Origin of the sequence: Brenneria populi, assembly GCF_036016195.1 — a bacterium.
Taxonomy (GTDB): Bacteria; Pseudomonadota; Gammaproteobacteria; order Enterobacterales; family Enterobacteriaceae; genus Brenneria; species Brenneria populi.
This window is the reverse complement of record NZ_JAYWTM010000017.1, coordinates 73676-98440: the sequence shown is the minus strand read 5'-3', so window position 1 is coordinate 98440 and position 24765 is coordinate 73676. Positions and strand designations below refer to the sequence as shown.

The window sequence follows — 24765 nt, the reverse complement described above, 5'->3', positions numbered from 1 at the left end:
TATTGCTGTAATGCTGAATACCCTATTATTTGAGGTAATAAATAATGACTGCCGATCTGTACTCGACAACCCTCAAGCAACTTAATGCGAAGATAATACCATTTATAATTATATGTTATTTTGTTGCTAATTTAGATAAAACCAATATATCTATCGCCGCATTGCAAATGAATGCCGACCTGGGCCTTTCAACCAGTATGTATGGGCTTGGCGTGGGAATGTTTTACATTTCTTATATTATATTTGAAGTACCCAGTAATATTTTAATGACTAAAGTCGGGGCGCGTATTTGGATCGCCAGGATTATGATAACCTGGGGGATTATCAGCGCCGGCATGTCATTTATTCAAAGCGCTAATCAATTATATGTTATGCGCTTTCTATTAGGCATGGCGGAAGCCGGGTTTACGCCGGGGATTATCTATTATATTTCCTGCTGGTTCCCTAAAAGCAATCGCGCGCGGGCCATGTCGTTCTTTTATATGGGATCCGTACTGGCCTCGGTTATCGGCCTGCCGATTTCGGGCAGTATCCTCAATATGCACGGCATTGCCGATATCGCCGGATGGCGCTGGCTGTTTGCCCTTGAAGGGATACCTGCGGTGGTGCTGGGCTGCCTGGTTTTGTGGCGTTTGCCGGACACGCCGGAACATGCCGACTGGTTAAACCAATCTCAGAAAAGCTGGCTAATGGCACAGTTGAAAAAAGATAATGCCGGCGTTGAAGTGGGGAAAACGCATTCATGGGGCAGCGCATTAAGAAATAAAACCGTATTGTTGCTGAGCGTGGTTTGGTTCTTGCAGGCATTTGGATCCATTGGCATTACGCTATTCCTGCCGCTGATTATAAAAAGCGTCGTAACCGAGCAGAGCAATTTTATCATCGGTGTATTGTCAGCTATCCCTTTTATTTTTGCAGCGGCTTTTATGTATTTAAATGGACGCCACTCCGATCTGACTAAAGAACGTCCGTTGCATATGGGATTGCCGCTTATTTTTTCCGGAATATTGCTGGCGACATCGATTTATACCAGCAATCTGTTTGCCGCCTATATTCTTCTGGTGCTGACGGTCGGGTTTAATTTTGCATTAACTCCGATATTTTGGGCGGTTACGACAGAGAAATTGGCAGGCGTGGCGGCGGCGGCGTCCATTGCGTTTATTAATGCAATCGCTAATTTCGCCGGTCTGGGGCTACCTCCTATTCTGGGGAAAATAAAGGATGCGACAAACAGTTATGAGTATGGACTATTGATTGTCGCGGTGGCGTTAATCATTGGCGGAATTATCGGAATTATTATTGCCCGCCCTGGCAAGTCTATTGGTCAGAGCACATCGGTCTCTTCACTCTCATAGTTTTAAGGCTTATGTATTAAGGTTAATTATGAAACATAAAATATTAAAGCAGGCATCGCTACCGGCACAGTTAGACGAAGAGCTGAATGCGCTGTATGACGTGTATGAATACGCCGCATTGACGCCGTCCGGATTTTCGCAGTTGGCGGAGGAGTTTCGCGTCGTCATCACCAACGGCGAAGCGGTGGTGACGCGGGAGTTCATTAACACTTTGCCTAATCTGGCGCTGATTGCGGTTTTCGGCGTGGGCTATGACGGCGTGGACGTCGCGGCGGCGAAGGCGCGAGGGATTGCGGTGACGCATACGCCCGGCGTATTGACCGACGATGTGGCCGATCTGGCCCTTGGGCTGTTGCTGGCGACGTCCAGACAAATTGTGGATGCGCAAACCTTTATTCAGCAAGGCGGCTGGAAACGGCAATCCTATATGTGGACGCGTAAAGTGTCGGGGTCGACGCTGGGAATTATCGGCCTGGGGCGAATTGGCCGCGCGGTGGCGCAACGGGCATTGGGTTTTAATTTAACTATCGCTTATACCGATCGTCAGGCGGCGCACGATGTGGATTTCGCCTTTTATCCGACGGTGGAGGCCTTAGCGGCCGCCAGCGATTATCTGGTGGTGTGTACGCCGGGTGGTTCCGATACCCAATGCCTGGTCAATGGCGACGTATTGCGCGCATTGGGAGCGGATGGGATGTTGATTAATATCTCCCGCGGATCGGTGGTGGACGAGCAGGCGCTGATTGAGGCGCTTGAACAGGGAACCATTGCCGGCGCGGGCCTGGATGTTTTCGCCCATGAACCCAATGTGCCGGCGGGGCTGCTGGGGAAACCGAATGTGGTCGTAACGCCGCATATGGCCAGCGCCACCTGGTCGACGCGCGGAGAGATGTCGCGTCTGGTGATGGAAAATGTCAACGCCTGGTTTGCCGGGCAGGCGCTGGTTACTCCAATCCCTTAAGTTAACGACAAAAAAAACGGGTTTTCGCCTAATGTGGGAAAACCCGTTTAGTTCTTATTATTGCGTATGATTAATTATAAATTACCGCGGTGCCGCGCAGCTGGTTGTTGCCGGTGGCGGAAGTGATGGTAAAGGCCTTGGCGCCCGCTTTATCGGCTTTTTCAGCCAACTGCGCTTTCAGCGAGTCCAGATCGAACGCCGTAGCGGAAACCACGCCCACTTTGTTCAACTGATTGGCCTGCTGCGCCGAGACATATTCGGCAGCGGAAGCGCCGAAAGATACGGTGGCGAGAACAACGGCGGCGGCGATAGTTTTGATGTTTTTCATAATAGTTATCCTGTTCAGAGTGATGGAATGAAAGGTCATCGCCTTTCGATGGAAGAAAGGTTACGCCGATGTTTACAGACTGAAAATCTAATGTTTCTGACATCATTATTCAATTTTTTTGAATAAAAACAATCTCGTTATCTCTTATTTTTTAAATATAAAACAAATGGTTATACATAAAACTGAAAAATATTTACAATGTGTTGATATTTTTTGATTATACGGTTTTATATGTTTAAATATGATTATTTTTTGATATTTAATTCTATTTAAATTTTATTTAATAGCGTTATTTTCTGATTTTATCGCTAAGTGTCGGCTATTTATGGCGTTATCCTCGCCAATTTTCATCCATAAGGCTGATTATGTCGAATGCGCCATTCTGCGGCCGGCAACGGGTAGCAACGCCGGCCGGCGCCGCGCGCGAAGAAAATTGCGCGGCGGAGGTCGCGCCCAGGCCGGTTTTTATGGCAACTTATGGCGAGTGAGCGGTTAGCGTTTGCTGATAGAGTAAACGAAATGGATGGGGTGATATTTTGCACGAAGAGTTACAGTTAACATTTAATGCCGCCGGACATCAGATCACTAATATTAACGTCTGGTCATGTGATGGAAACTGGCTGGTTTATGATGTTCGCCCTCAAGGGGCTCTGTTCACCGGAGAGACGATCGAACGGGTAAATATACATAGCCGGGAAAGCGAAGTGATTTATCGTGCGCGCGACGGCGCGCATGTGGGCGTCGTAACCTGTAGTCCGGCGGCGCCGCTGCGCTATGCGTTTATCCACGGGCCGGAAAACCCGGATAGCCGCTGGCGATATGATTTTCATCACCGCCGGGGAGTGATAGTCCGCGACGGGGAGCGTGACAAAGCGACAACGCTGGATGCGCTTGCGATTACGCCGCCTTATCAGGCGGGAGCGCTGCGCGGCGGCTCGCACGTGCATGTCTTCAGCCCGGACGCCAGCCGCCTGAGTTTTACCTATAACGACCATGTGCTGCATGAATACGATCCGTCGCTGGATTTACGCAACGTCGGCGTCGCCGTGCCGCTGCGCTCCGTATCGATCGCGAAGCGGCATCCCCGCGAGTATGACGGCAGCCATTATTGCGTGCTGGTGAGCCGCACTACGCCGCATCCCCGCCCTGGCAGCGACGATATCGATCGCGCTTACGAAGAGGGCTGGGTCGGTTCGGCGGGGTACCGTCGGCCGGATGGCACGCGGCAGCGCTGGGCTCTGGCTTTTATCGGCGATACGCGCGCGGCCGACGGCGGGAGAGTCCCTGAAGTGTTCCTGGTCGATTTACCCGAACAACTGGCCGATTACGCCCGAGCCGGCGACGCGCCGCTGGCGGGCACGCCGACCACCATGCCCGCCCCGCCTTTGGGCGTTCAGCAGCGTCGGTTGACGTTTACCCATCATCGGCGTTATCCCGGTTTGGTGAATCAGCCCCGTCACTGGCTGCGCGCCTCGCCAGACGGCAGCGAGATCGCTTTTTTAATGAAAGACGATGCGGGGATTGTGCAACTGTGGTCGGTTTCGCCCAACGGCGGCGAACCCCGGCGGATTACCGCCGCCGAATCCGGCATTCAGTCGGCTTTTAACTGGCATCCGCGGGAGCGTAAATTAGCCTTTGTTTGCGATAACAGCATTATGCTGTGCGATGCCGATAGCGGGAAATTAGTCCGCCAGACCGCGCGTACCGAAATCGCGCCCAGCGCGGATGCGGTGGTGTTTTCCCCGGACGGGGGGCATATCGCTTATATGCGTGAAATCGACGGTTTTAATCAGATATTCGTCGTGGCGGTAACGCCATACTGAAGGTCGCCGCTTATCAAGCAGACGTTCGTTTACAGCTGATTGTTGGGCTCGGTGGCGGCCTGCGAGCTGGCCGTCTGGTTTAGCTGCTCGCTTTGCAAAATACGGTCATGCGTGCTGGCGTCTTTATTGTCCGCCCGGTAGTAGTCGTAAGGCAACAATAGGGTGTCCGCCACGGCGGAAAACGGCAGATCGAGCGCGACCAGCGGCAGCATCGCCCAGCTGGTGTCGTCGTCGCGCAGTATGTTCATGCTGGCGCGCGTTCCCGGATAGTACCCCTGATTGTTTCCGGTGTGCGTCATGACGCTGGAACAACCGCTTGTCGCCACCATTCCGCCGCCGGCGATGATGAAAGAGAATAAAGCACTTTTCAGCATGGTCATACTTACCGTCCGTTATGGGGTAGGGAGGGCATCTCCGCCCTGACTTTCAAGATAACTTTATCGCCAGAGTCCACCAATCTTGCTTGCCGGTTTCTCTTACCCCGATTGGCGCAGAGGCATCGGCAGCTTTGCGGCTGCGCCGGATAAGCGTAATGCCCAGATTACATTATGGCGTCGAATGCTTTAAGTGTATGTGATAACAGAACCCTTATCGGTGAATTTTATATAAAAAGCGACAATTTTTTCTATTTGCCTATTGAAAACCTGAGAACGGCTACCATTTTGATAACAGGTTCGGAGAGAAAGATATGCCGTAAGGGTATCCATCCGAACGACGGCCTGTCCTGAGGGAAGGCTAATTGCGAATCCTCGCTGAATTTTTAGGAGGCTGTTGTGCGTAACCCCGATTTTTCGCCGCTTTATCGTTCCGCTATTGGTTTCGATCGTTTGTTCAATCTGTTGGAGACGGGTCAAACCCAGAGTAATGGCGGCTATCCCCCTTACAATGTCGAGCTGGTCGACGAAAACCAATACCGCATCGCTATTGCCGTCGCCGGTTTCGCCGAGCAAGAGCTGGAAATTACCGCGCACGATAATTTATTAATCGTGAAAGGCGCGCATGCCGATGCGTCAGCGGCCCGCAACTACCTATATCAGGGCATCGCCGAGCGTAATTTCGAGCGCAAGTTCCAACTGGCCGAGCATATTCAGGTCAAAGGCGCCAATCTGGAAAACGGTTTGCTGTATATCGATCTGGAACGTATTGTGCCGGAAACGATGAAACCGCGGCGCATCGAAATTAAATAAGCGTTAGCGTAACAAATTAAGGTAAACACCTCTCGTTCGCCGCATGGGAACGGGCCCGGTGACCTTGTCGTGACCGGGAGAGATTATCTCGCTTCATAGAAGGAGTAATGAGTATGCGTAACTATGATTTATCCCCCTTACTGCGTCAGTGGATCGGTTTTGACAAACTGGCCAGTTCGATGCAGGGCGGTCAGGAACCCGTCGAGTTTCCTCCCTACAACATTGAGAAAAAAGACGATAACCATTATCGCATTACGCTGGCTTTGGCCGGCTTCCGGCAGAGCGATCTGGATATTGAGGTCGAAGGTCCGCGTCTGACGGTAAAAGGCGCTCCGACGCCGCCGGAAGAGAAAGTGGAATATCTGCACCAGGGGTTGGTGTTCAAACCCTTCTCCCTGAGTTTTACGCTGGCGGAGCATCTGCATGTTTCTGCAGCGAAGTTTGAAAACGGGTTGCTGCATATCGACATGGTGCGTGAAGTGCCGGAAGCCTTGCAGCCGCAGCGGATCGCCATCGGCGGCGCGCGCCCGGTATTGAGCCAGCCGGCCGAAGAGGAGACGACGCAGCCTGCGGCCGAGTCATAACCGCCGAATATGACGGCTATACGGGGCCGCTCCCCGTTGTGACTGAGAAAGATGAGTCGCCCGCGCAGGCGATGGCCGTAAGACGCCCGCCTACGCGGGCGTTTTTTATGCTGGAAATTTTTTGTGTCGCCCGCCACGTTTCCCGCCTGGCTATTCTGCCAGAATCAATAACGGTACCCTGTTGATGTTTCACGGAACCGCTTATGCCAGCTTCCCCTCTCGATCGGATGAAGGATTCGAAGTATGAGTGATATCGCGCTGACCGTCAGTATGCTGGCGCTGGTGGCCGTTTTGGGGTTATGGATCGGCAACTGGCGAATTTACGGCGTTGGTTTAGGGATCGGCGGGGTGTTGTTCGGCGGCATCATCGTCGGGCATGTCGCTCAGCATTACCGGTTCGCGCTCAATGACGACATGCTGCTTGTTATCCAGGAGTTCGGGCTCATTCTGTTTGTTTATACCATCGGTATTCAGGTTGGGCCGGGATTTTTCTCTTCATTACGCGTTTCCGGCCTGCGTCTTAACGGGTTCGCCATTCTGACGGTACTGCTCGGCTGCGTGGTGACCGCCGTCATTCATAAAATCTTCAATGTCCCCCTGCCGATTATTTTGGGGATCTTTTCGGGCGCGGTAACCAATACGCCCTCTCTGGGAGCGGGACAGCAAATTCTCAGCGACCTCGGTTCCGACGCCGGGCTGGTGAATCAGATGGGCATGGGGTACGCCATGGCTTATCCATTGGGTATCTGCGGCATTTTGCTGGTGATGTGGCTGATGCGCGTCCTGTTTCGCGTGGCGATTGAGGCGGAAGCCCGCCAGTTTGAGATCGATAACGGCATGCGCCATGAGCAGCTGCATACCATGAACGTCTCCGTAACCAATGGCAACCTGCAGGGATTGGCGATTCAGGATGTGCCGATTCTCAATCGCGACGCCATTGTCTGTTCCCGTTTGAAGCGCGGTAATGAACTGATGGTGCCTTCGCCGGCCACCATTATTCAACTGGGAGACTATTTGCACCTGGTGGGGACGAAAAACGATCTGGAGCAGGCGCGGCTGGTGATCGGCGATGAAGTGGATACCTCGCTGTCGACCCGCGGCACCGATCTGCACGTCGAGCGCGTGGTGGTGACCAATGAGAAAGTGCTGGGCCGCAAGATACGCGAATTAAATCTGAAGCAAAATTACGATGTGGTGATTTCCCGCCTAAACCGCGCCGGCGTCGAACTGATCGCCAGCAACAACGCCAGCCTGCAGTTCGGCGATATCCTCAATCTGGTGGGGCGGAAAACGGCGATTGATGCGGTCGCCGATATCGTGGGAAATGCGCAGCAGAAGCTGCAGCAGGTGCAGATGTTGCCGGTGTTTATTGGCATCGGCCTCGGCGTGCTGCTGGGCTCGGTTCCGCTGTTTATTCCCGGCTTTCCGGCCGCGCTGCGCCTGGGGCTGGCCGGAGGGCCGCTGGTGGTCGCCCTGATTCTGGGGCGCATCGGCGGTATCGGTAAGCTATATTGGTTTATGCCGCCCAGCGCTAATCTGGCCCTGCGCGAGCTGGGGATTGTGCTGTTTCTTGCGGTTGTCGGGCTGAAATCGGGCGATGCCTTCGTCGAGACGTTGTTGTACGGGGATGGCCTCTGGTGGGTTGGCTACGGCGCGCTAATTACCGTTACTCCTTTGCTGATCGTCGGGGTGCTGGCGCGGATTGTCGGCAAAATGAACTACCTGACGCTGTGCGGTATGCTGTCCGGGTCAATGACGGATCCCCCCGCGCTGGCGTTCGCCAATGGATTGCATGCCACCAGCGGCGCGGCGGCGTTGTCTTATGCCACGGTGTACCCGTTGGTTATGTTTCTGCGTATTATGTCGCCGCAAATTTTGGCGGTTTTATTCTGGGCGATATAGCGGCGCCGTCTCGCCGCTATCATCATGATGACGCGGAAGCTTGTCGCTGCGTTTTTTTTCCGCGGCCCCGCTAGCGCTGTAATAATACAGATCTGAACCGCCGATTCCGCCGCGCGTTATTTTTACCCGCGTGCCGGTGGCCCGGCGTTTATATCCCTGACGAATGATCCTAATACCCTTCACTTAAGCCGGTCTTTAGGGGAAAACCGGTGGTCGCCCCGTGTATCTCGATGTTTAAACGATCGGCATTGTGACGAATGATCCCGGCCTTTTTCTTATACTTGGCGGCGCAGGATTATACCCTTCATCTTTCAAGTGGCGGGCGCGTTGGCTTTGTTGCTCGCTCATTTTATTTTGATAATTTGAACTGCGTCACTATAAATTATGTTGCATAACGGATTCTACGTATAATATTGCAATCTCTTTATCATATATTCCGGCGTAATATTTTTTATTTTTACGTTGGGATTCATGGAGTAATGATTTTCCCCCTCTCTCATCTATCGATGAATACCTTTTTTCGCGCGCCTATTTTTATCGTATTCGGTTTTTGTGGTTTTTAACGGCGGCATCGGCCGCGTTTTTTCTTTCTCGTCAGCGTTATTTTTTCTGGAGACGGATTTTTTAATGTTTACGTTAAATTTATGTTTTGTTATTGTTGTTGAATATTGGGATACGTAGGATTGTATAGGGGATTTATTTAACTCTTGTTTATTAATTAAACTAATTATCACATTTAGTAAGCAAAGTAATCAGTGTTTGTCACGGTGTTACATTATTATGATCCTATGATTTATCAGGATTTAGTGGGCGAGAAATCACCCTTACCATTACTTTCTTGACCTTTTTGGCCGATGTTTCCCGTTGCGAGCGTTAATACTGTATTAATCGATAGCGTGATGAAGGAAGAATAATAAATACCAGCTCCTTCGCATGGAACATCCGTTATTAGTTAGCGAATTCCGTATTAATAATGAAGAGTGGTATTTTATGTCTGCAAATAACAGCAGGTTGTTAAAGCTTCTGGTTATTATCTGTATCGCCGGCGGGCTATGGGCGCTCCCGGTTCCTTCCGGAGTGACTCCCGCAGCCTGGCATTTAATGGCGATTTTTATTGCGACGGTGGTGGGGCTAATCCTCTCTCCCTACCCGCTGGGCGCGATGGCGATGTTCAGTCTGACGTCGGTCTCGATATTGGGTCTGTTGCCCATCAAAGACGTTCTGGCGGGGTTCAGCGACCCGACCATCTGGATGATCGCCTGCGCGTTTTTTATCTCCCGCGGCTTTATTAAAACCGGCTTCGGCCGGCGCATCGGTTTGCTGTTTATCAGCAAATTGGGCAACAGCTCTCTGGGGCTGGCGTATGGGCTCGTCTTCACCGACTTGCTGTTTGCTCCGGCGATGCCTTCGACCTCCGCGCGCTGCGGCGGGATTATCACCCCGTTGTTCCGCTCCATCTCCGAGGCCTATGATTCGACGCCGGAGAAGGGAACGCAGCGCCGCATCGGCGCTTTTCTGGTGCAGTCCATTTTCCAGTGCAACGCCGTGACCTCCGCCATGTTTATGACCTCCATGGCCGGAAACCCGATGGTCGCCAAGCTGGCGTCGCAGTTCGGCATTCATATCACCTGGACGGACTGGGCGCTGGCTACGCTGCTGCCCGGCTTCCTGTCGCTGGCTCTGATTCCTTATCTGGTTTATCGCTTCTACCCGCCTGAGTTGAAAACGACCACCGAAATGCGTGCGATTGCGGTGGAGCGCCTGCGCGAAATGGGGGCGATGAGCCGTAACGAGTGGGTGGTGCTGGGCGTGTTCCTGGGGCTGGTCACGTTTTGGGTGCTGGGTTCGACGCTGAAGATTGACGCGACGCTGACGGCGCTGGCCGGCCTGAGTGTGCTGCTCTTGAGCCGCGCTTTGACCTGGGACGATGTCGTCAGCGAAAAGGAAGCCTGGCATACCGTGGTATGGTTTGCCGTGCTGATGACGCTGGCCGGCCAGTTGAACAAGATGGGGCTTATCGCCTGGTTGGGGAATATGGCGGGCAGCGCCGTCAGCGGTATGCACTGGCTGCCGATGCTCGGTCTGCTGCTGCTGGTTTACTACTATAGCCACTATCTGATGGCGAGCGCGATAGCCCATATCAGCGCCATGTACGCCATTTTCGTATCGATTGCGCTGGCCGCGGGCGCGCCGCCGATGCTCACTGTGCTGGTGTTCGGTATCTTCAGCAACCTGTTTATGTCCACGACCCATTACTCCAGCGGCCCGGCGCCGATTCTGTTCGGCTGCGGTTACATGCCTTTAAGCACCTGGTGGAAGATCGGCTTCTTTATCAGCCTGGCGATCATCCCTATCTGGCTGGTTGTTGGCGGCATGTGGTGGAAGGTGCTCGGTTACTGGTAAGCCCGGTCTTCCCCGGAGCCTTGACGGCGGCGGCAGAGAGCCTTAGCCGCCGGCAAGGGCGCCGCTTGAACGGGAGTGGTTTTCTGTGGCCCGGCTGACGATGCTTCCGCAGAGCCGCTCGCCCGTCGTTCCGGAGGTTTCTGAGAAACTATCGGTTTACGTTATTGTTTTTATATTTATTTTATCCGCAATGGCATGCTCTGCCCTCCAGTTGCCGGCGTATTCCGCGTTTGCCTGCACGCGAAACGCGGCGAAAAAGTATAAGATAATGATGTCATGATGGTTATTCCGGAGAGCAACATGAATAAGAAAAAAACACCGTTGAAGCTGGGGACATCGGTGTTTCTGATGGTTTCGGCGGTGATCGGCGCGGTTCTGTTGGTAGTGTACGCCTTAATGTTTTTTCGCATTACCCAGCTCTCTGAAGATCATCTGCGGGAAAAAGCCTTCGCCATTGCCCGCACTTTTGCCGCTTCGCGTCTGGTTATTGACGATCTGAAAGGGATCGGCAACCCGGACTCGATACAGGATGCCGCTGAACGCATCAGCCTGCGTAATCAGCTGCTTTTCATTACCGTCACCGATATGGACACCATTCGCCATACGCATCCCGAACGCGAACGAATCGGCGAACACTTTGCCGGTCAGGATATCTACCCCGCGCTGCTGGGGATGGAGAACTCATCCATCAGCCGTGGTACGCTTGACCCGGCGCTGAGGGTATTCACCCCTGTTTTTGACGAGAATCATCAGCAGGTCGGCGTTGTCGCGTTGGGCATTGCGTTGACCAGCGTGCAGAAAGTGATCAACGAGAACCGCTGGATGATCCCCTGGACGATTCTGGCGGGCGCCCTGGTCGGCTGGCTGGGCACGTTGATTTTGGTGAAGATACTTAAACGCATCATGTTGGGTTTTGAGCCGTTTGAGATTTCGAATCTGTTTGAGCAGCGTAATGCGATGCTGAAGCAGATTAAGGAAGGCGTGATCGCGGTCGACGGCAACGCCCATATCACGGTAATCAACGATGAGGCGATACGCTTATTTCGCCACGGAGGGAGCCAGTCGCCGGACGAAACGGCGGAGAGCATCAGCCAGCACTGGCTGGATCGCTTGCATTTGAAGCAGGTTCTGGGGAACGGTATTCCGCGCCGCGATGAGGAAATCAACGTGCACGGCCATTTGCTGCTGACGAATACCGTACCGGTATTCGTCGAAGGCGATATGATCGGCGCGATCGTGACATTCCGTGATAAAACGGAGGTCAGCCAGCTATTGCAGCGTCTGTCCGGCATGTCCTACTATGCGGACGCCCTGCGGGCGCAATCGCATGAATTCATGAACAAGCTGCATGTGATATTGGGTATGCTGCATTTGAAATATTACACCCAGCTAGAGGCTTATATTTTAAAAACCGCCAATAACTATCAGGCGGAAATTGGTTCGATTATCCGTAAGGTGAAATCTCCGGTGATTGCCGGTTTCTTGTTGGGTAAGATTAACCGGGCCCGCGATCTGGGCATTACGCTGTCGATCAGCGAGGATAGCCTGTTGCTCGACACGGATGATGTGGATGCCACCAATGAACTTATTACGGTGCTGGGCAACCTGATTGAAAACGCGATGGACGCCATCGGCGGGCAGGAAAATTGTGAAATCAGCGTGAGCTTTCACCATCAGGACGGGCGCTTGCATCTCACCGTCGGCGATGACGGCCCCGGCATTTTACCAGAGAACCAGGAACATATTTATGAACAGGGCTTCTCTACGAAAGGCAGCGGCCGGGGCATTGGCCTGTATCTAACGAAACAGAGTTTGGAAAAGATAGGCGGAAATATCGATTTTGAGTCGGAACCTGAGGTGTATACCCAGTTTTTCGTTAACATACCTTATCAAGCAAGGCCGTTTGACCATGATTAATGTACTGATTGTTGATGACGATGCCATGGTTGCAGAACTGAACAAATCTTATCTGAGTCAGATTTCCGGATTTAGCTGCTATGCGACGGTACCCACGTTGCAGCAGGCGCGAAACTTACTTATGCAACCGGATTCAGGCATCGATCTGGTGTTGTTGGATATTTATATGCAGCAGGATAACGGATTGGATCTGTTGCCGACCATTCGCGAGTTCAGTGAAAGGACGGATGTGATCATCATTTCATCCGCCAGCGACGTGTATTCCATCAAGAAAGCGCTGCACTACGGCGTGGTGGACTATCTGATTAAGCCTTTTCAGTTTTCCCGTTTCGAACAGGCATTAACCGCCTATCGTGAAGAAGCCAACTTGCTGAAACACCGTGAGTTTGTGGCTCAGTCCGATATCGATAACCTGATCAGACGTACCAACGGCAACTCCGCCAGCGAGCGTAAGAAACTGCCAAAAGGCTTGACCAGTTTAACGCTGCGTACCGTGTGTGAATGGATTGAAGGGAATCAGGGCGCCGAGTTTTCAACGGAAATGCTGGCGAACGCCATCGGCATCTCCCGCGTGTCCTGCCGTAAGTATCTCATTTACCTGGCGGATACCGGTATTCTCGCCACCAATATCCTTTATGGCTCTACCGGCAGGCCGGTGTATCTCTACCGTCTGCTGCCCGAAAAGCAGGACGCGATGCGTCAATACTGCGAGTAGTGCGGGGGTCAGGGCCGTTTCCGGCCCTGACGGCATGTTATAACGTATAGCCGCTAGCCTGGCGCAGCCATGCGCCGGCCCCGAGCAGACCGGGGTGGGCGTGGGTAATCAGGTAAACCGGAATATCGGCCAGATAATCTTTAAACCGGCCTTTATCCTCAAAGGCGGTACGGAAGCCGGAGTTGAGGAAGAAATCCAGAAAACGTGGAACAATGCCGCCGGCGATATATACGCCGCCAAAGGTTCCCAGCGTTAACGCCAGATTCCCGCCGAAACGCCCCAGCAGAACGCAGAATAGCGACAGCGCGCGGCGGCAGTCCACGCTGCTGTTTTCCAGCGCCCGGGCGGATATATCCTTCGGCGTCAGCGCTTCCGGCGTTCTGCCGTCGGCGATGACGATCGCCCGGTACAGGTTAACCAGGCCGGAGCCGGACAGCAGGCGCTCCGCCGAAACATGACCGAATTCCTTACTCAATATTTTGAGGATTAATGACTCTTCCTCGCTGTTCGGCGCAAAGTCGACGTGCCCGCCTTCGCCGGGCAGGCTGAGCCACTTGCCGCCCGCCGGCACCAGATGCGCCACGCCGAGCCCGGTGCCGGCGCCGTAAACGGCAATGGGTTTGCCTGCGACGGCCTGGTTGCCGCCGAACTGGAGTACGTCATCCGGGCCGAGCGTCGGTATCGCCATGCTGACGGCGGTAAAATCGTTGATAATGTCCAGACGGTCAAAATTCAGATTCCGGGTTTTCTCGGCGATGGAAAAAGCCCAGTTATGGTTGGTCATGGCTACCCAGTCGCCGACGATGGGGCAGGCGATAGCGATGCAGCCTTGTTTGATGGTCAATGAGGGATGTTCGGCCAGAAATAGCCGAATAACGGTTTCCAGGCTATCGTGCTCGGAGACGGCATAGTTTTTGTTGCTTGATATCTCTCCGGTTTCTAATGCGCAAAGCGCCAGACGCGCGTTTGTCCCCCCGACATCGCCCACTAAGGCATACTGATACATAACGTATTATCTCCGCTTAGATTGCAAAAATCTTACTTTCTGTTGGTTCAAACGGCAGATCGCCTGCCCCGGTTGTCGGGTCTTCGGCCAATGGAAGAAGGGGGTCTGCGCGTCGACATGTAACCTATGGGTATATATAAACAGAAAGTGGGGGGGAAGGTCACTGTAAAATCAGCGCGGTAGGCTATTTCGCCCAGATAAAATCCAGACATGGTCCATGTTCAGCGCGCATGCGCCATCGGCAACCGGCCTTGAGGCCGTCGTTATCTTGAACCGAGAAGCGGTGAGTCAGGAAAGATCGGCGGCGCCCGTGAAGGGGCGGCTTCATCGCGACGAGGGGTTATCCCCCGGCGGGGAATTTATTAACATCGATTAAATTATTTACTTATTTAAATAACGTGGTATTTTTATCTTATCTCCAGTGACGTTCCCGCTTTTATATCTCAGATATTCCCCAAATCCCGCAGTAAATTAATTTAATTACAAAAAAATGACGTAAGTTATTTAAATAGAACTTGCTGATAAGTTCACAAATACAGCATTAACATATTATTTTTAACATTTGCCTATGATAGATTACCTCCAATATAAATTATCCAATAAATAACACCTGCCATTTTTTATTGCATATTGATGTACCCTAAATAATTCGAGTTGCAGGAAAAAAACGCCAAAGCGTTTTTGAACAGCGCTTGTGCTGACCCCGAAGGGGTGAGGCTATCAGGCCGAATAACGCGGCGACGCAGAAAATCCCCAGGCGCTTACTGAATTCAAGTGACTGGCGCGATTAACCAAGTCAACGCACAGGCAACTTGAAGTATGACGGGTATAAAAATAAAAATGGATTTTCTTACTCCCTGAAAATAAACACAGGTTTCCTGTACCATACTGTCTAGCTGGGTGAATACAATGAAAAAAACTGACGCGGATATTCTATGTAAGAGTGAGCTTGCCATGGATACACCCCCTTCGTTTATGGAGATAATTTTTAACAAGAAAATAGGTTCTGTTCCTTTTCCTCTGTTTATTGCTATCGGCGTTATTATTTTTGTTGCGGCGTATGCGGGATACTTGCCCAAAAATATGATCGGCGGTTTCGCTGTTATTATGAGTATGGGTTTTTTACTGGCGCATATCGGGCATAAAATTCCGGTATTTAAGGATATCGGCGGACCGGCAATTCTTTGTCTGATGGTGCCTTCTATTCTGGTGTATTTTCATCTGTTCAACGACAACACCATGAAGACCGTGCATCTGCTGATGAAAGAGGCGAATTTTCTGTATTTCGTCATCGCCTGTCTGGTGGTCGGCAGTATCCTGGGTATGAACCGGAAAGTCCTGATCCAGGGCATGGTCCGCATGTTCGTACCGTTGGTGGTGGGAACGGCGACGGCTCTGGCGACCGGTCTGCTGGTCGGTAAACTCTGCGGCTACAGCTTCTACCATACCTTCTTTTTCATTATTGTTCCGATCATCGGCGGCGGTATCGGCGAGGGGATCCTGCCTTTATCGCTGGCCTACTCCGCCATTTTAGGGGAAACGCCGGATGTGTATGTCGCGCAGCTGGCGCCGGCCGCGGTCGTCGGCAATATCTTCGCCATTTTCTGCGCCGGTATCCTGTCTCGCCTCGGTATGCGTCGTAAGGATCTGAACGGCGAAGGCCGCCTGGTGCGCAGCGATGAAGACAATGCGATATTTTCCGTAACCGAAGCGCCGAAAGCGGTTGATTTCCACCTGATGGGCGGCGGTTTGCTGATGATCTGCGCGTTTTTCATCGTCGGCGGCCTGTTTGAGAAACTGGTGCATATTCCAGGCCCGGTGTTGATGATTTTGATCGCCGTATTCTGCAAATATAGCCGCGTTATTCCCGAATCAATGGAGACCGGCGCGCACAGCGTTTATAAGTTTGTCTCCAGTTCGCTGGTGTGGCCGCTGATGATTGGGTTGGGTATGCTGTACATCCCGCTGGAAAGCGTCGTCTCCGTCTTCTCCATCGGCTATGTCATCGTGTGCGGTTCGGTGGTGCTTTCCATGGCCCTGGTCAGCTTTTTCATCGCGCCGTACCTGAACATGTATCCGATAGAAGCGTCTATCGTCACCACTTGCCATAGCGGACTTGGCGGCACCGGCGACGTGGCCATTCTCTCCGCGTCCAATCGTATGTCGCTAATGCCTTTCGCCCAGATCGCCACTCGTATCGGCGGCGCTTCCACCGTGATCGGCGCCACCCTGTTGCTGGGTTGGATCATCTAATCTAACGGCTCTTCTCCGAACTCAGGCCGGTCAGCGTCGCTGACCGGCCTGTTTATCATCTATACTATACCCGTCATCCTTCAGACCGCTTGACCCCTCTATGGGCCAGCGCTTGCGGCGCCCCCAACGGGGGCGAGCTCCATGGATGGAGCGAGTAACAAAGCCAAGGCACCCGCAGCTTGGAGTATGAAGGGGATAAAGGGAAAAACCAGTGAATGCCTGAATCATCATCGTATTCATCGGCTATAGGCGAGTGCTGGTCACTTAAGCCGGTTTTTAGGGGAAACACCGGGGGAGGTTGCCGTAGGGACGCCTCACCCCGGTGGTCGCCCCGTGTATCTCGATGCTTAAACGATCGGCATTAGGCCATCGGCTTTCTTGCCGCTTCCTCCGTTATTTTACTTTTGCGCCTTCGGGCAAGGTACGGGCCATTACACTTAAAAATAGGGTCCGGCCTAATGCACCACACAACATCATCCACAGGAGCACAAATAATGAAAAATTCCTTGGCGACATCAAGGGTTTTAAAACTTGGGCTTGGCTTGCTCGCTCTCTCTGTCGCAGCCGGTCTGCAGGCGAAAACGCTGGTTTACTGTTCCGAAGGCTCCCCGGAAGGGTTTAATCCGCAGCTGTTTACCACCAGCACCACCTACGACGCCACTTCCGTGCCGATTTACAACCGGCTGATCGAATTCAAACATGGCTCCACCGAACTGGAACCCGGCCTAGCGGAGAAATGGGACGTCAGCGACGATGGTAAAACCTATACTTTCCATCTGCGCAAAGGGGTGAAGTGGCAGGATAATAAAGAGTTTAAGCCGTCGCGCGATTTTAACGCCGACGATGTGCTGTTCACCTTTCTGCGCCAGCAGGACGCCAACCACCCTTACCATAAAGTATCCGGCGGTAACTACGAATATTATGCGGGAATGGGAATGCCGGATTTGATCGGCAAGATTGAAAAATTGGACGACTACACCGTCCGCTTCGAGCTGACCCGCCCGGAAGCGCCTTTCCTGGCCGATCTGGCGATGGACTTCGCTTCCATCCTGTCGGCGGAGTACGGCGACAACATGCTGAAAGCCGGTACGCCGGAGAAGATCGACCTGAATCCGATCGGCACCGGGCCGTTCCAACTGTTGCAATACCAGAAAGATTCCCGCCTGCTCTATAAAGCGTTCGACGGCTTCTGGGGTAAGAAGCCGGGCATTGACCGGCTGATATTCACCATCACGCCGGATGCCTCCGTGCGTTACGCCAAACTGCAGAAGAACGAGTGTCAGGTGATGGCTTTCCCTAATCCGGCGGATATCGGCCGTATAAAGCAGGACAAAAACGTCACGCTGCTGGAACAGCCGGGGTTGAACGTCGGGTATCTTAGCTTCAACGTCCAGAAAAAACCGCTGGATAACCTGAAGGTGCGCCAGGCGCTGACCTATGCGGTGAATAAGCGCGCGATTATCGACGCGGTCTACCAGGGCGCCGGACAGGCGGCCAAGAATCTGATCCCGCCCACCATGTGGAGCTATAACGACGCGGTGCAGGATTACGGCTACGATCCGGAAAAGGCCAAGGCGCTGTTAAAAGAGGCCGGTCTGGAAAACGGCTTTGAGACCGACCTGTGGGCGATGCCGGTGCAGCGGCCTTATAACCCCAACGCGCGCCGTATGGCGGAGATGATTCAGGCGGACTGGGCGAAGATCGGCGTGAAGGCGAAAATCGTCACCTACGAGTGGGGCGAATACCTGAAACGCGCCAAGGACGGCGAGCATCAGACGCTGCTGATGGGCTGGACCGGCGACAACGGCGATCCGGACAACTTCTTCGCCACGCTGTTTAGCTGCGATGCCGCCGAGAAGGGTTCCAACTACTCCAGATGGTGCTATCAGCCGTTCGAGGCGCTGATTCAGCCCGCGCGCACCACGTCGGATCATGAAAAACGCGTTGAGCTGTATAAGCAGGCTCAGGTGGTGATGCACGATCAGGCGCCGGCGCTGACCGTCGCGCATTCCACTTACTATCAGCCGATCCGCAACAATGTGAAAGGCTATGAAATAGAACCGCGCAGCGTCCATAACTTCAACTACGTGTCTTTAGACTGATAACGACGCCCCCTCCCGCCATACCGGCAAACGCGCCGGTATCCGCTCTGTAGGCGGAACGCCGTCCGCACGCGGAGGCCGGCCGGTCGGGAGGCGGCATGTCGTATTATTCGCGCAGGAACATGAGCGGCCCGATGGCTTGAACATCGGGCGATTTGTCTTTAAGAGAAAGTAAATATGTTGCAGTTCATACTCCGGCGTTTGGGGCTGGTTATCCCAACGTTTATCGGTATTACGCTACTGACCTTCGCGTTTGTGCATATGATCCCGGGCGACCCGGTGATGATTATGGCCGGCGAACGCGGAATTTCCGCCGAGCGCCATGCGCAATTGATGGCCGAAATGGGGCTGGACAAGCCGCTGTGGCAGCAGTACGCCAACTATATCGCCGGCGTACTGCACGGCGATCTCGGTGTCTCCCTCAAGAGCCGCATTCCCGTCTGGGAAGAGTTCGTTCCGCGCTTTAAGGCGACGCTGGAATTGGGGATTTGCGCGATGTTTTTCGCCATCGGCGTGGGGATTCCCGTCGGCGTTTTAGCGGCGGTAAAGCGCGGTTCCATTTTCGATCACACCTCCGTCAGCCTGGCGCTGGCGGGCTACTCCATGCCCATTTTCTGGTGGGGGATGATGCTGATCATGCTGGTGTCGGTTCACTTTAATCTGACGCCGGTATCCGGGCGCATCAGCGATACGGTTTTTCTCGATGAAAGTATGCCGCTGACTGGCTTTATGCTGATCGATACCCTGTTCTGGGGGGAAGAGGGCGATTTTATCGATGCGGTGCAGCATATGATCCTGCCCGCGGTGGTGCTGGGCACTATCCCGCTGGCGGTGATCGTGCGCATGACGCGTTCCGCCATGCTGGAAGTGCTGGGCGAGGACTATATCCGCACCGCCCGCGCCAAAGGGTTAAGCCGCCTGCGGGTGATTGTGGTGCATGCGCTGCGTAACGCCATGCTGCCGGTGGTGACGGTTATCGGGTTGCAGGTCGGCACCATGCTGGCCGGCGCCATCCTGACCGAAACCATCTTCTCCTGGCCGGGACTGGGGCGCTGGCTGATCGATGCCTTACAGCGTCGTGATTACCCGGTGGTGCAGGGCGGGGTACTGCTGGTGGCCAGCATGATTATTCTGGTGAATCTGCTGGTGGATGTGCTTTACGGCGTGGTCAATCCGCGCATCCGGCATAAGAAATAAGGGGGAAGGCTGAGATGACACAAATAACGGAGCCTGTCGCAGGCAGCGTGCCCAAGCCGATGACCCCGCTCCAGGAGTTTTGGCACTACTTCAAGCGTAACAAAGGGGCCGTGGTCGGCATGATCTACATCGCGCTGATGCTGATTATCGCGATCGGCGCGAATGTACTGGCGCCGCACCTGCCTTCCGAGCAGTTCCGCGATGCCTTGCTGCATCCGCCGGTATGGCAGGATGGCGGCAGTTGGCGCTTTATTCTGGGTACGGATGACGTCGGCCGCGACATTTTATCCCGGCTGATGTACGGCACGCGTTTGTCGCTGCTGGTCGGCTGCCTGGTGGTGATACTGTCGCTGATTCTGGGCGTTATCTTCGGCCTGCTGGCCGGCTACTTCGGCGGCGTGGTGGATGCCGTCGTCATGCGTGTCGTCGACATCATGCTGGCGCTGCCCAGCCTGCTGTTGGCTTTGGTGCTGGTGGCGGTCTTCGGACCGTCGATCGTCAACGCCTCGCTGGCGCTGACCTTTGTCGCGCTGCCGCACTATGTGCGTTTAACCCGCGCGGCGGTGCTGGTTGAGGTGAACCGCGACTATGTGACGGCGTCGAGCGTGGCGGGCGCCGGGGCGATGCGCCAGATGTTCGTCAACATTTTTCCCAACTGCCTGGCGCCGCTTATCGTGCAGGCGTCGCTGGGTTTTTCCAACGCCATTCTCGATATGGCTGCTTTGGGTTTCCTCGGTATGGGCGCGCAGCCGCCGACGCCGGAGTGGGGCACCATGCTTTCCGACGTGTTGCAGTTTGCGCAAAGCGCCTGGTGGGTGGTGACGTTCCCCGGCGTGGCGATTTTACTGACGGTGTTGGCATTTAACCTGATGGGGGACGGCTTGCGTGATGCTCTCGACCCCAAACTCAAGCAGTAACAGAGGTAGAGAGATGGCGTTGCTCAATATAGAGAAACTGTCCGTGCATTTTGGCGATGAGGGCGTGCCGTTTCGCGCGGTCGACCGTATCAGTTACCAGGTCGAACAGGGGCAGGTGGTGGGGATTGTCGGCGAGTCGGGTTCCGGTAAATCGGTCAGTTCCCTGGCGATTATGGGGTTGATCGATTATCCCGGCAAGGTGATGGCCGACAGGCTGGAGTTCGACCGGCGCGATCTGACGCAGCTATCCGAGAGGGAGCGGCGCCGGTTGGTCGGCGCGGAAGTGGCGATGATTTTTCAGGACCCGATGACCAGCCTGAATCCCTGCTATACCGTGGGATTCCAGATTATGGAAGCCATCAAGACGCATCAGGGCGGCAACCGCAGAACCCGCCGCCAGCGCGCGATCGATTTGCTGACGCTGGTGGGGATCCCCGATCCCGCATCGCGGCTGGATGTCTATCCGCATCAGCTGTCCGGCGGGATGAGCCAGCGCGTGATGATCGCCATGGCGATTGCCTGTCGGCCTAAGCTGCTGATCGCGGACGAACCGACCACAGCGCTGGATGTGACGATTCAGGCGCAGATTATCGAACTGCTGCTTGAACTGCAGCGGCGCGAAAATATGGCGCTGATTCTGATCACCCACGACCTGGCGCTGGTGGCGGAAGCGGCGCATCACATCATCGTGATGTATGCCGGACAGGTGGTGGAGTCCGGCGCGGCGGCGGCTATTTTCAGCGCGCCGCGCCATCCGTATACGCAGGCGCTGCTGCGCGCGCTGCCGGAATTTTCGACGGACAAAGCGCGCCTGGCGTCGCTGCCGGGCGTGGTGCCGGGAAAATATGACCGTCCTAACGGCTGTCTGCTGCATCCGCGCTGTCCCTATGCGAACGATCGCTGCCGCCGCGAAGAGCCTGAACTGCGGGCTATTCCGGGGCGGCGGGTGAAATGTCACACACCGCTGGATGATGCGGGGAGGCCAACCCTATGAACTTAAATAACGCTGCGCCGCAGCCGCATTTACTGCATGCCATAGACCTGAAAAAGCACTATCCGGTGAAGCGCGGCTTATTCAAACCGGAAAGCGTGGTCAAAGCGCTGGACGGCGTCTCTTTTACGCTGGAACGCGGAAAAACCCTGGCGGTAGTGGGGGAGTCCGGCTGCGGCAAGTCGACGCTGGGGCGGCTGCTGACCATGATCGAGATCCCGTCGGCGGGCGAGCTCTACTATCAGGGGCAGGATCTGCTCAAGCCGGATCGCACGGCGGAGAAGCTGCGCCGGCAGAAGATCCAGATCGTGTTCCAGAATCCTTACGCCTCGCTGAACCCGCGTAAAAAGGTCGGTCAGATCCTGGAGGAGCCGCTGCTGATCAATACCGGGCTGTCGAAAGCCGAACGGCGTGAAAAGGCGCTGGCCATGATGGCGAAAGTGGGCCTGAAAACCGAGCATTACGATCGCTATCCGCATATGTTCTCCGGCGGGCAGCGCCAGCGTATCGCCATCGCCCGCGGCCTGATGCTGGGGCCGGACGTGGTGATCGCCGATGAGCCGGTTTCCGCGCTGGACGTCTCGGTACGGGCGCAGGTGCTGAACCTGATGATGGATTTACAGCAGGATATGGGGCTGTCTTACGTCTTCATCTCCCACGATCTGTCGGTGGTCGAACATATCGCCGACGAGGTGATGGTGATGTATCTGGGACGCTGCGTGGAGAAGGGCGGCAAAGAGGCGATCTTCAGCAATCCGCGCCACCCCTATACGCAGGCGCTGCTGTCCGCGACGCCGCGGCTGAATCCGGACCTGCGCCGCGAGCGCATTAAGCTGGTCGGCGAGTTGCCCAGCCCGCTGAATCCGCCGCCGGGATGCGCCTTCAACGCCCGCTGCCGGCGCTGCTTCAGCACCTGCACCCAGTTCCAGCCGCGCTTGACGGACTATGGCGGGCAGCAGGTCGCCTGCTTCGCCGTCGACCAGGACGAACAGGGCGCGCAGCCTGCGCATGCCGGCTAATCAGTTGTCGAGAGCTCGCGCCCTTTTCTTTGGGGCGTGAGTTATTCTGGTTCGCCGTAAAGTGAGCGCAGGTCTCAACGTATTCAGCCGATAAGCAAAGTAAACCCGGTAGTAAATATAGCGGGAGAAGAATTTATATTATTGGCGCATATTTTACAGACCGTATTTTGTGACGAACGGGATGATGAAAATATTGTGGCAAGAAGAACAGATCTCAGAGGTGTGATTGTTGATGCCGTTGATTTTGTAACCACCGGCGGTTAACGCTAGCGGAACGGGGACGAGCGCATCAGGCGAAACGCCTCGGCCAGCCGGGCGACGCCGGGTTCGATGCGTTCGGGCTTAATGGCGTGGAATCCCAGCCGGAAGTAGTTTCCCGGCGGTTGCCGGTCGAGGAAATGGTCCTGCCCCGGTTCGATCAGCACGCCGGCGTGGGCGGCCCGCCAGGCCAGCTGCTGCGTATCGATTGATTGCGGCGTGCGAATCCAGAAGGCGTTGGCGGGCGTGCTGCCGGGAATGCGGGTGCATTCGGGCAGATGGGTATTCAGCGCGTCGTTGAGAATATTCCAGCGCTTGGCGGAGTCTTCGCGGTAGCGGTGCAGGTAGGTTTCGTAGTATCCCTGCGCCAGAAAATGCGCCATCTGGTATTGAATATTGGTGGGCGGATGGCGGTAAACCAGCCGGCGCAGCGCGCGCAGCTCGTCAATCAGCTCCGACGGCGCGACCAGATAACCCAGACGCAGCCCCGGCGAGAGCGATTTCGACAGGCTGCTGACGTAAATCACCCGATTGTGCATGTCGCCGGCCTTTAGCGCGGCTCTGGGCTGGGGATCGAAGCTGCTTTCGGAATCATAGTCATCCTCTATGATAATCTGATCGTATCGGCAGGCGTGCTCAAGCAACTGCGTTCTGCGGGCGTTGCTCATGCTGACGCCCGTCGGCGCCTGATGGCTGGGCGTGACATAAAAATAGTCGCAGGCGCGGGACTCCTCCGTAAGCCGCAGGCCTTCGCTGTCCAGCCCGTGGGGGATGATGTGCGCATCCTGTAGGGCGAAGGTGTTAATGGCTTCGCGGAACGCCGGATTTTCCACCCCGATACGCGTGTTCCTATTCAGCAGCAGGCGGGAGAGCAGATAGAGCGCGTTCTGCGAGCCGAGCGTGATCAATATTTCGTCGCCGCGGGCGATAATGCCGCGCTTGGGCAGGATACGCTTGCGCACCTGTTCAATCAGCGGCGTAACGTCCCGGTCGATATTGTCGTATAGCCAGCCGTGATCGCGATGTGCGCCCGTCACTTTACGCATTGTTTCACGCCACTGCTCCAGCGGGAAAAGTCGCGTGTTCGGCTGACCGTAGATAAAAGGATAGGGATAGTCCATCCACTGCGCGGGTTTTAGGATCGCCAGATAGTTGCTGGGGCATTTATTGAAGCGTCTGCTCCATTCCGGTGCCATGGGCGCGCTTTGCGGGGTATCGTTGCTACATGCGATATCCGGCAGGGCGCCGCTCTGGTGGTAGTCCGGATGCAGGAAATAGCCGCTGCGCGGGCGGCTGATCAGGTAGCCGTCGTTAAGCAGGCCTTCGTAGACCAGCGCCACCGTATTGCGGGAAATATTCAGCTGGCACGATAGCTTGCGACAGGAAGGGAGCGGTTCGTTTATCGGAAACACGCCGGCGAGAATAGACGTGACCAGCGTTTCCCGCAGCTGCTCTTGCAGGCTTCGGTTTGATACAAAGTCGATATACAGACAGCGATCGTTCATCTCCCGCCTCCCCTTTTCGCAATATATATCCGAGAAACAAGCAAATTACATACCGGAATGGCGGAGTGGGCGGAATCATCGGGCGGTCAGGATAGCTCCTGCGGCCGTCTCCCTTCTCCGGGAGCCGGCTTGCCTTATGCGATGAACGCGTCTAGTCTGTTTTCCCGAATTTTACGCGGCGGGCCGAGGTTCGTTTGCGTGGTTCGATACAGGGAACGTACGAAACGGGGCGCCGTTCTTCCGCTCGGATACCCGTACGCAACGTCAGTAATCATCGCCCTTCAGAAGCGCTCATGGCGGCGCTCTGTTCGTTTCAGAAAGTAAGACAGAGAGTGATTCCTC

General features: G+C 54.7%; 19 protein-coding genes. 15 read left to right on the top strand and 4 right to left on the bottom strand.

Annotation, left to right across the window (positions count from 1 at the left end; all coding sequences use genetic code 11):
- The first annotated feature begins 44 nt into the window (after positions 1-44).
- Together VSX58_RS16125 and VSX58_RS16120 are read left to right on the top strand one after the other, a co-directional pair.
- Positions 45-1355, top strand: a complete 1311-nt coding sequence (locus VSX58_RS16125; RefSeq protein ID WP_327618979.1) for an MFS transporter — start codon at positions 45-47, stop codon at positions 1353-1355.
- A 28-nt stretch (positions 1356-1383) separates the two neighbouring features.
- A complete protein-coding gene (locus VSX58_RS16120) occupies positions 1384-2316 on the top strand; it encodes a 2-hydroxyacid dehydrogenase (protein ID WP_327618978.1) in 933 nt (310 codons plus the stop codon).
- 70 nt (positions 2317-2386) lie between these two features.
- Here VSX58_RS16120 and bhsA read toward each other — a convergent pair whose 3' ends face one another.
- Entirely contained in the window at positions 2387-2644 is a 258-nt protein-coding gene (bhsA, locus tag VSX58_RS16115) for a multiple stress resistance protein BhsA (protein ID WP_327614807.1), read from the bottom strand.
- 536 nt (positions 2645-3180) lie between these two features.
- Between bhsA and VSX58_RS16110 the strand changes: the two genes are divergently transcribed.
- Entirely contained in the window at positions 3181-4467 is a 1287-nt protein-coding gene (locus VSX58_RS16110) for a DUF3748 domain-containing protein (protein WP_327618977.1), read from the top strand.
- Between the two features lie 29 nt (positions 4468-4496).
- Here VSX58_RS16110 and VSX58_RS16105 read toward each other — a convergent pair whose 3' ends face one another.
- Complete coding sequence (locus VSX58_RS16105; RefSeq protein ID WP_327618976.1) at positions 4497-4847, bottom strand: YceK/YidQ family lipoprotein; 351 nt, start codon at positions 4845-4847, stop codon at positions 4497-4499.
- Positions 4848-5240: 393 nt separating this feature from the next.
- On the opposite strand from VSX58_RS16105, the gene ibpA reads away from it, so the two are divergent.
- The 6 genes from ibpA to dcuR all read left to right on the top strand — a co-directional run bounded on the left by ibpA (position 5241) and on the right by dcuR (position 13175).
- On the top strand, positions 5241-5654 hold the full coding sequence (gene ibpA / locus VSX58_RS16100; protein ID WP_327614804.1) for a small heat shock chaperone IbpA: 414 nt from the start codon (positions 5241-5243) through the stop codon (positions 5652-5654).
- Between the two features lie 113 nt (positions 5655-5767).
- The gene (gene ibpB, locus VSX58_RS16095) at positions 5768-6238 is read left to right on the top strand and encodes a small heat shock chaperone IbpB (RefSeq protein ID WP_327618975.1); all 471 of its coding nucleotides are present in this window, start codon (positions 5768-5770) and stop codon (positions 6236-6238) included.
- Positions 6239-6481: 243 nt separating this feature from the next.
- Positions 6482-8140 (top strand): putative transporter, encoded by a 1659-nt coding sequence (locus VSX58_RS16090; protein ID WP_327618974.1) that lies wholly within the window; start codon positions 6482-6484, stop codon positions 8138-8140.
- A gap of 990 nt (positions 8141-9130) precedes the next feature.
- Entirely contained in the window at positions 9131-10543 is a 1413-nt protein-coding gene (locus VSX58_RS16085) for a DASS family sodium-coupled anion symporter (RefSeq protein ID WP_327614801.1), read from the top strand.
- A 300-nt stretch (positions 10544-10843) separates the two neighbouring features.
- The gene (locus tag VSX58_RS16080) at positions 10844-12460 is read left to right on the top strand and encodes a sensor histidine kinase (protein ID WP_327618973.1); all 1617 of its coding nucleotides are present in this window, start codon (positions 10844-10846) and stop codon (positions 12458-12460) included.
- Positions 12453-13175 (top strand): two-component system response regulator DcuR, encoded by a 723-nt coding sequence (gene dcuR / locus VSX58_RS16075; protein ID WP_327614799.1) that lies wholly within the window; start codon positions 12453-12455, stop codon positions 13173-13175. The genes VSX58_RS16080 and dcuR overlap by 8 nt, the downstream gene beginning before the upstream one ends.
- 37 nt (positions 13176-13212) lie before the next feature.
- Here the strand turns inward: dcuR and glk are convergent, their stop codons facing one another.
- The gene (gene glk / locus VSX58_RS16070) at positions 13213-14181 is read right to left on the bottom strand and encodes a glucokinase (protein WP_327618972.1); all 969 of its coding nucleotides are present in this window, start codon (positions 14179-14181) and stop codon (positions 13213-13215) included.
- Between the two features lie 954 nt (positions 14182-15135).
- Here glk and VSX58_RS16065 point away from each other — a divergent pair.
- The 6 genes from VSX58_RS16065 to dppF all read left to right on the top strand — a co-directional run bounded on the left by VSX58_RS16065 (position 15136) and on the right by dppF (position 22660).
- A complete protein-coding gene (locus VSX58_RS16065) occupies positions 15136-16434 on the top strand; it encodes a 2-hydroxycarboxylate transporter family protein (protein WP_407654880.1) in 1299 nt (432 codons plus the stop codon).
- A 494-nt stretch (positions 16435-16928) separates the two neighbouring features.
- The gene (dppA, locus tag VSX58_RS16060; RefSeq protein WP_327618970.1) at positions 16929-18536 is read left to right on the top strand and encodes a dipeptide ABC transporter periplasmic-binding protein DppA; all 1608 of its coding nucleotides are present in this window, start codon (positions 16929-16931) and stop codon (positions 18534-18536) included.
- A gap of 177 nt (positions 18537-18713) precedes the next feature.
- Positions 18714-19733: a dipeptide ABC transporter permease DppB gene (dppB, locus tag VSX58_RS16055; RefSeq protein WP_327618969.1), complete on the top strand. Its 1020-nt coding sequence runs from the start codon at positions 18714-18716 to the stop codon at positions 19731-19733.
- 14 nt (positions 19734-19747) lie between these two features.
- On the top strand, positions 19748-20650 hold the full coding sequence (dppC, locus tag VSX58_RS16050) for a dipeptide ABC transporter permease DppC (protein WP_327618968.1): 903 nt from the start codon (positions 19748-19750) through the stop codon (positions 20648-20650).
- A gap of 13 nt (positions 20651-20663) precedes the next feature.
- Positions 20664-21644, top strand: a complete 981-nt coding sequence (gene dppD, locus VSX58_RS16045) for a dipeptide ABC transporter ATP-binding protein (RefSeq protein WP_327618967.1) — start codon at positions 20664-20666, stop codon at positions 21642-21644.
- Positions 21641-22660 (top strand): dipeptide ABC transporter ATP-binding subunit DppF, encoded by a 1020-nt coding sequence (gene dppF, locus VSX58_RS16040; RefSeq protein WP_327618966.1) that lies wholly within the window; start codon positions 21641-21643, stop codon positions 22658-22660. The genes dppD and dppF overlap by 4 nt, the downstream gene beginning before the upstream one ends.
- Positions 22661-22926: 266 nt before the next feature.
- Here the strand turns inward: dppF and pdxR are convergent, their stop codons facing one another.
- Positions 22927-24423, bottom strand: a complete 1497-nt coding sequence (gene pdxR / locus VSX58_RS16035; protein ID WP_327618965.1) for a MocR-like pyridoxine biosynthesis transcription factor PdxR — start codon at positions 24421-24423, stop codon at positions 22927-22929.
- Positions 24424-24765 lie beyond the last annotated feature (342 nt).

Excerpts from the sequence above, each read along its gene's own strand:
- VSX58_RS16125 (WP_327618979.1), top strand. The coding sequence starts at position 45 with ATGACTGCCGATCTGTACTCGACAACCCTCAAGCAACTTAATGCGAAG.
- VSX58_RS16120 (WP_327618978.1), top strand. The coding sequence starts at position 1,384 with ATGAAACATAAAATATTAAAGCAGGCATCGCTACCGGCACAGTTAGAC.
- bhsA (WP_327614807.1), bottom strand. The coding sequence starts at position 2,644 with ATGAAAAACATCAAAACTATCGCCGCCGCCGTTGTTCTCGCCACCGTA.
- VSX58_RS16105 (WP_327618976.1), bottom strand. The coding sequence starts at position 4,847 with ATGACCATGCTGAAAAGTGCTTTATTCTCTTTCATCATCGCCGGCGGC.
- ibpB (WP_327618975.1), top strand. The coding sequence starts at position 5,768 with ATGCGTAACTATGATTTATCCCCCTTACTGCGTCAGTGGATCGGTTTT.
- VSX58_RS16090 (WP_327618974.1), top strand. The coding sequence starts at position 6,482 with ATGAGTGATATCGCGCTGACCGTCAGTATGCTGGCGCTGGTGGCCGTT.
- VSX58_RS16085 (WP_327614801.1), top strand. The coding sequence starts at position 9,131 with ATGTCTGCAAATAACAGCAGGTTGTTAAAGCTTCTGGTTATTATCTGT.
- VSX58_RS16080 (WP_327618973.1), top strand. The coding sequence starts at position 10,844 with ATGAATAAGAAAAAAACACCGTTGAAGCTGGGGACATCGGTGTTTCTG.
- dcuR (WP_327614799.1), top strand. The coding sequence starts at position 12,453 with ATGATTAATGTACTGATTGTTGATGACGATGCCATGGTTGCAGAACTG.
- glk (WP_327618972.1), bottom strand. The coding sequence starts at position 14,181 with ATGTATCAGTATGCCTTAGTGGGCGATGTCGGGGGGACAAACGCGCGT.
- VSX58_RS16065 (WP_407654880.1), top strand. The coding sequence starts at position 15,136 with ATGGATACACCCCCTTCGTTTATGGAGATAATTTTTAACAAGAAAATA.
- dppA (WP_327618970.1), top strand. The coding sequence starts at position 16,929 with ATGAAAAATTCCTTGGCGACATCAAGGGTTTTAAAACTTGGGCTTGGC.
- dppB (WP_327618969.1), top strand. The coding sequence starts at position 18,714 with ATGTTGCAGTTCATACTCCGGCGTTTGGGGCTGGTTATCCCAACGTTT.
- dppC (WP_327618968.1), top strand. The coding sequence starts at position 19,748 with ATGACACAAATAACGGAGCCTGTCGCAGGCAGCGTGCCCAAGCCGATG.
- dppD (WP_327618967.1), top strand. The coding sequence starts at position 20,664 with ATGGCGTTGCTCAATATAGAGAAACTGTCCGTGCATTTTGGCGATGAG.
- dppF (WP_327618966.1), top strand. The coding sequence starts at position 21,641 with ATGAACTTAAATAACGCTGCGCCGCAGCCGCATTTACTGCATGCCATA.
- pdxR (WP_327618965.1), bottom strand. The coding sequence starts at position 24,423 with ATGAACGATCGCTGTCTGTATATCGACTTTGTATCAAACCGAAGCCTG.